The sequence below is a fragment of the Streptomyces sp. NPDC016845 genome (genome assembly GCF_044332585.1).
In the GTDB taxonomy this organism is placed as follows: Bacteria; Actinomycetota; Actinomycetes; order Streptomycetales; family Streptomycetaceae; genus Streptomyces.
The window spans coordinates 1-10008 of record NZ_JBIRPI010000058.1 but is presented as its reverse complement, the minus strand read 5'-3'; the positions used below and the strand labels follow the sequence as shown (position 1 = coordinate 10008).

Sequence of the window (10008 nt, the reverse complement as noted above, 5' to 3'; positions counted from 1 at the left end):
AGCCGACGTCTTCGACTTCATCGAGACGTTCTACAACCGCCGCCGTCTGCGCAGACACAAGGTCTTCGGCTACCTCACCCCGGCCGAGACCCGACAGCGACACCGACACGCCCTCGCGGCATAACCATCGAGTATCCAAGATCACGGGGAAGCTCCAGATCGACGCGGAAGCGAAGTCCGTACGCCGTCTCGCAGCTGTCCTCCTTGCCCAACAGGCTTCTGGCAGGGCGCAGGGTGACGCCGCAGGCTTCCTCGGCATCAACCCTGCCGGAGGCCAGTTCGTGGCCACGGGCACGCTCCTGCGGTGGCTCACAGATGGGCAGGATGCCTTCAACGCCGCTCTGCACGACCTGGCCGAGGAACTCGACCGCGCGACAGACCCCACCAACTACCAGCGCCGGCGCGAGGTGCTGCGAAGCTGGTCCCTGTCGTCCGAGATCTGGAACGAGATCATCATCAGGCTCCCGCCCGTCCCAGGGCCCGTTCGCCCCAACCTGGACGACCGAGTACGCCAGGAAGCGTCCGCGTTCGTCTGGGCCTATGTCACTGGCGGCGAGCCGCTCTTCGCGCCACGGCACGTGGAAGCCGAACAGCCCCCGGAGGTTCGCCAAGTCTGGCGGGAGCGCCGGGCGAGCACCTGGTTCCAGCTCTCCCGTCCCGACGCTCTGAACCACTACACGGCCCTACGCAGGCTCCTCTGTCAGCATGGCGATGCCCTTATCGAGAAAATCGAATCGGGCACCAGCATGCCCATTCGCTAGGTTCTGTCCGCTCCGCCGACGGCGCCCAGTCGCACCCGGTGACGCTGGAGGTCGACCTCGGCGACCTTCACCGTGATCAGCTGGCCCTCATCAACAAGCTGATCCGGAGTCTCGGTCGGCTCGTCAGTCAGCTCAGAAAGATGCAGGAACCCGACAACGTCAGGGGCAAACTGCACGAACACGCCAAAGGGAACGATCTTGGTGATCGGCCCGGTGAGGATTCGGCCGGCCTGATCCGCGAACCGAATGAGTGGATCTTCCTGCAGAGCCTTCAAGGAGAGCGTGACCTGACCGGAGCGTGTCTCGGCGATGATCACCTCAGCGGTGATCCGCTGGCCGGCTTCGACTGCCTCGGAGGGGTGGTTGATCCAGCCCCACGTCAGGTCCGGCACCCGAATGAAGCCGGTGCACAGGCCCTCGGGTTCGCCGTCGACGTGGACGAAGACCCCGAAGTTGTGAACCGCGGAGACCGTCCCGGTGACAACCTGCCCGCGTTCGAGCGCGAGGAGGAAGGACCGCAGGGCCGGAATCTCGCACGCCCTGGCGGAGAGGTGAAGCTGCCCTTCGCGCCAACGCCCGATTTCTTCGGCATCGATCTCCTGGCCGACCTCAAACAGCTCGGATGGATGCTCGATCCGACGCATCGACGCTTCGTGCAGAGGAATCCGACCGATCTCGGTCGCTCCTCCTGCGGCATCCACGAGCTGCACCAGGACGTCCGCTCCGTCGAATCCGATGACCTTCACCGTTCTCACAACCCCCGGCCGGAGCTGGTTGATCAAGGACTGCAGGCGAGGGTCAGGGGTTGGCTCGGACATGGAGGTGAGCCTAGTCGGGGCCGACCGCAGACGACAGATTCCGTGCTGACACGACAGTTAGCCTGCTGAGTCACACCCCTAGTGAGCCGGTCTTGTGTTGGTAGCTCGCCTCGTGTGTCGCTTCTCGTTTCAGATCTTGGTGGTCTGTCGCGGGAAGCGGCTGGGGTGCGGTGTGCTGGAGTCATGGGCGATCCCAGGCTGGAGCCGCTGGTCCTGTCCGAGGACGAGCGGGTGGTGTTGGAGAACTGGGCCAAGCGCCGGACGACCGCGCAGGGCTTGGCCAAACGGGCGCGGATCGTGCTCGCCTGCGCTCGGGGGTGGAACAACACCGTGGTGGCCGCGCGGTGTGACACCGACCGCTCCACGGTCCGCCGGTGGCGGTCGAGGTTTGTGCGTGAACGGCTGGACGGGCTGGCTGACGAGCCGCGGCCTGGGGTGCCGCGCAGCATCACCGACGCGAAGGTGGAGGAGGTGGTGGTGCGCACCCTGGAAGAGGTGCCGGAGGGCTGCACCCACTGGTCCAAGCGTGACCTGGCCAAGGTGGTGGGGATCTCGCCGACCAGCGTGCACCGCATCTGGCGGGCCTTCGGCCTGCAGCCGCACCGGGTCGAGGAGTTCAAGATCTCCCCCGATCCGCTGCTGATCGACAAGATCCGCGACGTGGTCGGCCTCTACCTCGCCCCGCCGGCCAAGGCGGCGGTCTTCTGCGTGGACGAGAAGCCCCAGATCCAGGCACTGGAGCGGACCGCGCCGGTGCTGCCGATGATCCCGGGCACACCCGAGCGGCGCAGCTTCGACTACATCCGCCACGGCACCGTGGACCTGTTCGCGGCCCTCAACACCGCTACCGGGAAGGTCATCACGGCGTGGTCGGCGCGTCATGCCGCTGAAGACTTCCGCGACTTCCTCGACATGATCGACCGCCAGGTCGAGCCCCAACACGCCGTCCATGTCGTCTGCGACAACCTATCCGCGCACAAGGCGCCGCCCGTGCACAAGTGGCTGCTCGCGCACCCCCGGTTCACGCTGCACTTCACCCCGACGTACTCGTCGTGGATCAACCAGATCGAGCGGTGGTTCGCCAAGCTGGAACGACGCTGCCTGCAACGTGGCTCCTTCTGCTCACTCGACGTCCTCAAGACCGCCCTGGAGGCGTGGATCGACACCTGGAACGACACGGCCCGACCGTTCAAGTGGACCAAAACCGCCGACCAGATCATCGACCGGATCTGCCGCTACTGCGACAGGATCTCCGGACCGGCTCACTAGGGGCCAGCAACCGCGCTCAGGGCCAAGCCGCACGCTCAAGGGCCAGATATCGCGCCCGACCACAGCTGGGGTGTGACTGAGCGGCCTACTTGGCACCGATCGCCAAGTACCGCGCCATTCCGGGTGCGGTCATCGCGAGGCCGCAGGCGTGACAGTGTCTTGCGGAAGCTTCAGGCGAGCAGTGCACATCTACGGGCCCCAGCCATGCGCAGGGCTCTGCGGACCGTCGGCCTGCCGCTGGGAGCTACGCGTGCCGCTGTTGATCATGGACAGGCGGGCCTCTTCTGCCGTTTCGGCCGGGATGGCTGTCCGGTCTCCGGGCGGTGGAACGCTCCGCTCCCACGCGTGGGGCAGGGGAGTGTGCTGGGAGCTGCCGACTTGATCAAACGCAGACAGTTTCGGTCAGGTTCGAAAGGAGGCTGGCATGGGCGGGGGGCATGTGCCGCAACCGGCCCACTGGTGTCCCTGCTCTCCGGCGGGAACGTCCGCTGACCGGGGCGCCGACTGCGCCCGGTTGGCCGGTAGTTGACCTGGGGGAATGCGCCCCTCGGTGCTGAAGTGAGGGCCCAGCGTCGTGTGCTTGAAGCCGCGACCTTCTTTTCAGAGAGGGGACGCTGATGGCGTTCCTCAGGCACAAGTCCACGGGGTTCCGCTGCGCGGTGGCGTGCCCGACAGCCCAGGGGTGGTCGGCGATGTTCCTGCGGCCCGGCTGGGCCGCGGCCGTCAGCGACACGGCGCTGCTCTTCGAGTCGCCGACCGCCGACGCGTACGGGGGGCAGTTCACCGAGTTGCGGCAGGCGCAGTACCAGGACTTCAAGACCCCGCACGCGGTGCTGCAGCTGCCCGCGCACACGGACGGCTCCGCGCAGTACCTGTTCATCACCGGCTCCGACAGCCTGCAGTACCGGGTGGGCACCGGCGTCATCAAGCGCGAACAGCTGGTGATGCGCTCCTACCTGCCCGCCGACTGGCAGAACAACGTGGACGCTCTGCTCCAGGCACCGAACTCCCCGGCGAACGTGTGGCGCACGTACGTCTTCAAGGGCTCCCGCGTGATCACCTACAGCTGGGGCAAGGACGTCGACGTCGAACGCGACGCGCTGATCACCGAAGGGCCGGACGCGGACGCGGCGGGCTGGGCCCAGCTCCCGGCCGACTTCCGCTCCGACCTCGACCACGTCATCGCCCTGCCGCCCGACGGTAACGTACGCCGTTCCCTGCTGGTCAAGGCGGACAAGGGAATCATCCTCAACTGGCGTACCGGCGTGGAGAAGACGGGCACGCTCACCTCACTGACCACAGGTCTGGGCAAGCTGCCCACGCCCTATGCGACGCCGTACCTGCCGTTGTCCGGGACCTACCGGGCCACCAACGCCGGCCAGATGGTCGAGGCGCGCATCGATGTCGACAAGGTCGGCACGCTGTCCATGGTCAGCGGCGACCTGTTCACGGTGTCGGGACAGACCACCACCTACGCCAACTCCTTCCGCTCCTCCAGCGTGGAGGTGGCGTGGACCGAGAACTATGTGGTGATCACGGGCAAGGGGCTCATCTGGGCCACTGCGCAGCCCGAGATCACCCAGGTGCGCACCCTGATTTATCTCACCGCGGCCGGCCAGCCCCCGCGCACGGCCCTGTGGCTGACCCTGGAGGACGCGAGCGGCTACTACCGCTCCATCTGGAACGAGGTGCCCCGGGCGTCCACGTACTTCCGCACCGTGGACTACGAGGTCGACACGGTGGCCGGAGAGGCCGAGCTCGTCAGCTACGACACGTCCAAGTCCGCCGTCCCGCCCGGGTACGCGAACCGGGTACTCAGCGTGCCCGCCTCGTTCGCCGAGGCCGGTGTGGAGCTGCGCACCGCCGGCACCCGCAACGTCCTCACCACCGCCCTGGCCGAAACCGACAAGAACCTGCAGTGGTCCAAGGCCGAGCTGCACGCGGCGATGGTGGCGAACTTCAGCGGCTACCGCGAGGTCCCGCAGTGGAAACTGTGGACCCTGATCGCCAACGACTACTCCGACGGCACGGGTGTGGCCGGCGTCATGTTCGACACCACGGGCCTGCAACGGCAGGGCATCGCGGTGTTCACAAAACACAACGTGGCCGGCACCAACGACGAACTGCACACCTACGTCCACGAACTCGGCCACGCCTTCAACCTGATGCACTCCTTCTCCAAGGACACGGCCGACCCGCCCGCACCGCTGGGCCCCCAGGGCCGCTACGGCGACCTGTCGTGGATGAACTACCCGCAGTACTACAAGGTCGACACTCCCCCGGCGGCCGGGTTCGACGCATTCTTCCGTGCCTTCCGCTTCAGTTTCACCGACGACGAGATCCGCCACCTGCGCCACGGCTTCTACCGCCACGTGATCCTGGGCGGCAGCGACTTCACCTTCAATGCCGCCAAGGAGCAGCCGTCCCCGGACCTGTTCGCCCAGGCGCTGGCCGACGAGTCCGGCCTCGACCTCGTGCTGGAAGGACAGGCGGCCTTCGCCTACGGCGAACCGGTCATCGCCCAGCTCAAGCTGGCCCGCACCGGCAGCCACGGCGACGTCAGCGTGACAGGCGACCTGGAGCCCTCCCGGGGACACGTCAGCGTCGCGATCACCGACCCCTACGGCCGCATGCGGATCTTCAAGCCCCTCACCCACGAGTGCGGCGGGCACACCACCACCACGCTCACCGCCGACGCACCCGCCCTGTACACCAGCCTGTACCTCGGCTATGGCTCCGACGGCCTCTACTTCAGCGAACCCGGCCTGTACAAGGTGGCGGCCGTCTACCAGGGACCGGACGGCTCCCGTGTCGTCTCCGCCACGCACACCCTCCGGGTCCGGGCCCCGCTGGCCGCCGCCGACCAGCACATCGGCGAACTCCTCCTGGGCGACGACCAGGGCCAGCTGCTCACCTTCCTCGGCTCCGACGCACCCCAGCTCCAGACCGGAAACGACGCCCTGCAGGAAGTCATCGAACGCTACGCAGACCACCCCCTCGCCGCCCACGCCCGCCTGGCCCGCGGCGCCAACGCCGGACGCCACTTCCAGCACATACGGGACGGCCGCCTCACCGTCCGCGAACCCGACATCAAGGAAAGCGTCCAACAGCTCAGCGCCGCCATCAACGCCTCCACCGGCGACCAGGGCCTGGACAACATCTCGCTGAACAAGGCGATGCGCCGCCTCGCCACCGTCCACGCCAAGGACGGCAACCTCACCGAAGCCGACGCCGTCCTGGACAAGATGGTCAGCACCTTCCGCGGCAAGCACCTGCCCGCCGCCGTTCAGAAGACCATCCAGGCCCAGGCCGAGGAGACCCGCACCACCCTCCATCACGGCAAGCCCAAGGCCGCCGCACGCAAGAAGAAGTAGCCCCCCAACCATGCCGGTCGTCCAGGAGCTGGGGCCCGGACGACCGGCACAGCCGTGCCCCGGACCTCCAAGGCGCAGTCCTCGTCCGCGCAGCACCTCATCAACCAGAGCCCGCCGATCGTGACCCACCCACGCTCGGGGTGCTTCTTCATCAAAGGCCTCCCTGTTGGCAGCTCGTGGTGCTTGCATAAAACCTTCGCAGCGCATCCGGCCCGCGCGGCCACCGTCCCCGGCTGCAGCCGCCGCACCTGGAGAGGGACCACGAACACGTGGACACAACGCCCCCGCTCTCCTGGGAGATCTGCGTCATCGACACCGGCGACACCGTCCTGCTGCACGTCCGCGGTGAGCTCGACCTCGCCACCGCCCCGGAACTGGAAGCCCTCCTCGCCCGCCTGACCAGCCGACGATGTGAACTCGACCTCAGCCACGTGCCGTTCATCGACTCCACCGGCATCAACCTGCTCACCCGCCACCACCGCCTCGCCCAAAAGACTGGCGGCCACCTGCGCGTGGTCGCCGTCACCCGCGCCGTCCGCCGAGTCCTGGACATCACCGGCACCAGCACCCTCCTCCTCAGCGAACCGGGCACGCCCCGCCCGAAGACCACACCGATTAGCAGGCGCACCGCCGTCCTGCCCGGCCCTGCCTCCTCTTCTTCATTCCGTCCAGCCTGACGGTCGCTACGTGCGGTGTGCGTGGGACTGTCGGCGCCACGGGTACGCCCTGGACAGGCGCATGCACTGACCCGGCCGAGCACAAGGCGCTCCCGAACGCAGAGGCAGAGGTTCTTCTTCTCCTGCCCGCAGAGGTCGGATGGGGTGCAGCGGTCCCTGCGGGGCGGCAAGCGCCGTACACGCCACTCATCTGGATGAACCGCGGCGGCGAGCGGAATGGCGAATCGTTCCGTCAGGACAGGCCGCTGCCATGCGACTTCCGCACCGCACGGCCATGCTGCTTGCCGCCGCCGTCCCCACCCTTCTGGCCGCCGCGCTGACCGGCCTCGCCCCCGCCCACGCCACAACCGCGGCGGGCGCCCCGCCACAGCCCGGCACCAGATCACCTGCGCACGCGGGTTCGTCTGCATCTACCCCGAGATCGACTTCGGCGGCCAGCCCTACGTCAAACGCGCCATCGACGGCTCGGTGCGGCACCTGCCGGACTACATCCGCGGCAGGGGCAGCTCGATCATCAACAACAGCAGTCGCACCGCGCGCCTACCAGAAGGACGACTACTTCGGCCGGCACGTCTGTGTCAGACGCGAGGGCGGCGCCATCGGCGACCTGCGCTCCTACCAGCTCAACGACACCACCCACAGCCTGCACGACAACGACACCCCCTGCGGCGCCTAATCCAGCCCGAAACGAGCCAGACCGGCCCTCGCCCCGGTCGCCGACAATGCCCCTCAGCGCGCCGCGTATTGACGCCGACCGCTCGCGATTGGCGCGGGCGCCCTGCTGGTCTTCAGCGCGGCCGACGGGCACGTTGTGTTCGGACAGCAGAGCCGGACAGGACGATGACCGTCCGGCCGGGCGGAGAGATTTCGCGGGCGCACTCCGGGCACGCGGCCCCGCGGCACCATGCCAGGCCCTCATCTGACGGTCCGCCCGCTGGGCGGCCGCCCGTGCTGGGGGCCCTTTTCAACCCCGGGCGGTCATCGGATGATCCCTCCTATGGTGCTCTGTTCTTCCTCCCTCCGGCTGTGGTTGCTCCCCAATGCCGTCCTCCTCGTCGTGTTGCCGCTGTGGGGTGCGCTCCGCTACCCCCACCTGCCGGGGCGGATACCGCAGCACATCGGAACCGAAGGAGTGGACGCCTGGACGGACAAGTCGATCGGCGCCGCGTTCGTACTGGTCTTCCTGTACACAGGAGTGACGGCGTTGACGGTCGGCAGTGCGGAGCTGACGCTGCGGCTCACACCACGCAACGAGTTACCGCACGCCAAGCCCGCACCGTTCCCCTCCGCCCGGGCGGCATCGCCCCTGCTGAACAGACCCGGCAGCCGGGCCTCAGCGCGCCGCATCGCACGCGCCCTGCTGCTGCTCAACACCTGCATCGGCATCTCCCTCCACATGGGCTGCGCAATACTCTGGCGTTCGACGCCGGACGCGCACGTGCCCGCCTGGCTCCTCACCGCGATGACTCTGCCGCTCCTCGCCGGCACCGTGATGACGGTCCTTGCGGCCATAAGCGACCGAAAGCAATGAGCCCGTTCCCCCCGTCTGACCGACGGGAAGGGGATCAAGGGCGTTGCACACAGCGGGGCCGAGGGCTGGTCGCGCTCGGTGACGTCATCGGTGACGGCAGCAGCGTGACCATGGGCCCGCGCGGTGGGCGGGGTGCTTCCTGTCCGTTCACCGGCGGGAGTATGACCGGGTACGCCACACTCGTTCCTATGACAGAGGGTGAGTGGTGGAGTGTGCGGGTGCAGCTGCTGGGCGGCGGGATGGCCGGTGAACTGTGGCCGCGACCGGGCCGCATCTTCGCCGTCTCCACGCGGCATACCCTGCACGCCCTGGCCGAGACCATCGACGACGCCTTCGCCCGCTTCGACCGCAGCCACCTGCACGAGTCCGACTTCCCCGCCATCAGGAAACGCGCCACCGAGCACCGCTACGCCGACATCGAGGACCCCGCCGTGGAACTCGACGCCGACCACGTGCGCATCGCCGACGTGCTGGAGCAGGGCGCGCAGTTCGGGTACGTCTTCGATCTCGGTGACAATGGGCGGCACGCCTGCCAGGTCGGTGACCAGCCGGTCCACCTGACCAAAGAGGTCGGCATCACCTTTGGGTGCACCTGGATGGCGGGCTGGACGCGCCGGGCGGCTTCCGCTACTTGCGGCTGAGGGTTTGGTGGTCCCCGTTGTCAGGATCTCCCACGCTGCGCCACATCTTCAGATGCGCCTTCGAGCCGCCCAATTCCCACGGGTTGCCGTCGCAGACGGTGGTCCACACCTTCTCCGCTTCCTTGTCGTCGGGATACGCGCCCCACTCGCCGGTGCCGCTGCACTCCGACACCTTGTCGCCGTCGTTATTGAACTCGGCAAGGTTGGTTACGACGACGGTGCCGTCGTCCTTGAAGAGCAGGGCCCCGGTATCGCCCTCGGTCCAGGTTCCTACAAAGTCGGCCCGAGCCAGTGTCTGCGGCTGCCATATGCACCCCGTGGCCAGCGTCAACACCGCGACCGCCAAGACCACTCCACGCAACCCCGCAGCGACTCGCCCTCGTTCATCACGCATGACTCCCCCTTGCGTACGTCAAACCCTGGTTGCTTCGCACACCAGATCGTCACGCGCTAACACTGCCACGGAAGTTGAACATGTTCAATTCTGCTCGGTGCGCACTGACGCCCGCTCCCCACCGCATTGAGCGGTGCACCTTGGCCGCTCACCGTAAGACGCACCGCCGAAGCCGGTCGTTAGCGTGGAACATGTCGTCAACCTCCGGTGGCCTCTACCGAGTCGTCCGCGAAGTGCAGTCACTCCTCGCACTTTGGTCCGGCGCCTGCCCCACCTGTCACCGCGACATCCCCGACATCCCCGACACCGCATCAACCTGATCAAACCCTGCTAGGGGCGCACACCTCCCTGCCCGCCGTCTTCGTGATGACCTCGTGCCCCTGATCGTGGCGCGCGCCAGACGGGGTGAATCCGGGTGCCGTCCGGCAGGACGACCTCGGGCAGCGGCCGGAAGCCGCACCGCTCGAACAGCCGTCGGCTGCCGAGCGTGGTGCATTCCCCGTACGCCGCCACTCCCTCCTGGTCGCAGCGGCGCAGGATCGC

8 protein-coding genes and 2 pseudogenes are annotated in these 10008 nt (G+C 67.7%); 7 read left to right on the top strand and 3 right to left on the bottom strand.

From position 1 onward, the window contains the following. Positions 1-281: 281 nt before the first annotated feature. A complete protein-coding gene (locus ACH4RC_RS42210; RefSeq protein WP_398210402.1) occupies positions 282-761 on the top strand; it encodes a hypothetical protein in 480 nt (159 codons plus the stop codon). Here ACH4RC_RS42210 and ACH4RC_RS42205 read toward each other — a convergent pair. Next, the gene (locus tag ACH4RC_RS42205; RefSeq protein ID WP_398210400.1) at positions 758-1579 is read right to left on the bottom strand and encodes a S1 RNA-binding domain-containing protein; all 822 of its coding nucleotides are present in this window, start codon (positions 1577-1579) and stop codon (positions 758-760) included. The two genes, ACH4RC_RS42210 and ACH4RC_RS42205, sit on opposite strands and share 4 nt — an antisense overlap. Before the next feature lie 183 nt (positions 1580-1762). On the opposite strand from ACH4RC_RS42205, the gene ACH4RC_RS42200 reads away from it, so the two are divergent. From ACH4RC_RS42200 to ACH4RC_RS42175, 6 genes and pseudogenes are all read left to right on the top strand, one after another. After that, positions 1763-2848, top strand: a complete 1086-nt coding sequence (locus ACH4RC_RS42200) for an IS630 family transposase (RefSeq protein ID WP_398210399.1) — start codon at positions 1763-1765, stop codon at positions 2846-2848. A gap of 617 nt (positions 2849-3465) precedes the next feature. After that, entirely contained in the window at positions 3466-6222 is a 2757-nt protein-coding gene (locus ACH4RC_RS42195; RefSeq protein ID WP_398210397.1) for a hypothetical protein, read from the top strand. Positions 6223-6491: 269 nt separating this feature from the next. Next, positions 6492-6899, top strand: coding sequence for an STAS domain-containing protein (locus tag ACH4RC_RS42190; RefSeq protein WP_398210395.1), 408 nt, complete (start codon positions 6492-6494; stop codon positions 6897-6899). Between the two features lie 216 nt (positions 6900-7115). Further along, positions 7116-7379: pseudogene (locus ACH4RC_RS42185) on the top strand (hypothetical protein); the annotation flags it as partial. Between the two features lie 517 nt (positions 7380-7896). Next, entirely contained in the window at positions 7897-8430 is a 534-nt protein-coding gene (locus ACH4RC_RS42180; RefSeq protein ID WP_398210394.1) for a DUF1648 domain-containing protein, read from the top strand. Positions 8431-8618: 188 nt separating this feature from the next. Further along, positions 8619-9071, top strand: coding sequence for a hypothetical protein (locus ACH4RC_RS42175; RefSeq protein WP_398210404.1), 453 nt, complete (start codon positions 8619-8621; stop codon positions 9069-9071). Here the strand turns inward: ACH4RC_RS42175 and ACH4RC_RS42170 are convergent. Next, the gene (locus ACH4RC_RS42170; protein ID WP_398210392.1) at positions 9058-9417 is read right to left on the bottom strand and encodes a hypothetical protein; all 360 of its coding nucleotides are present in this window, start codon (positions 9415-9417) and stop codon (positions 9058-9060) included. The genes ACH4RC_RS42175 and ACH4RC_RS42170 overlap by 14 nt on opposite strands. 378 nt (positions 9418-9795) lie before the next feature. Further along, positions 9796-10008 (bottom strand): annotated as a pseudogene (locus ACH4RC_RS42165) (hypothetical protein); the annotation flags it as partial.

What these genes read in the sequence shown, in the direction of transcription:
- ACH4RC_RS42205 (WP_398210400.1), bottom strand. Translation starts at nt 1,579, where the DNA reads ATGTCCGAGCCAACCCCTGACCCTCGCCTGCAGTCCTTGATCAACCAG.
- ACH4RC_RS42200 (WP_398210399.1), top strand. Translation starts at nt 1,763, where the DNA reads ATGGGCGATCCCAGGCTGGAGCCGCTGGTCCTGTCCGAGGACGAGCGG.
- ACH4RC_RS42195 (WP_398210397.1), top strand. Translation starts at nt 3,466, where the DNA reads ATGGCGTTCCTCAGGCACAAGTCCACGGGGTTCCGCTGCGCGGTGGCG.
- ACH4RC_RS42180 (WP_398210394.1), top strand. Translation starts at nt 7,897, where the DNA reads ATGGTGCTCTGTTCTTCCTCCCTCCGGCTGTGGTTGCTCCCCAATGCC.
- ACH4RC_RS42175 (WP_398210404.1), top strand. Translation starts at nt 8,619, where the DNA reads ATGACAGAGGGTGAGTGGTGGAGTGTGCGGGTGCAGCTGCTGGGCGGC.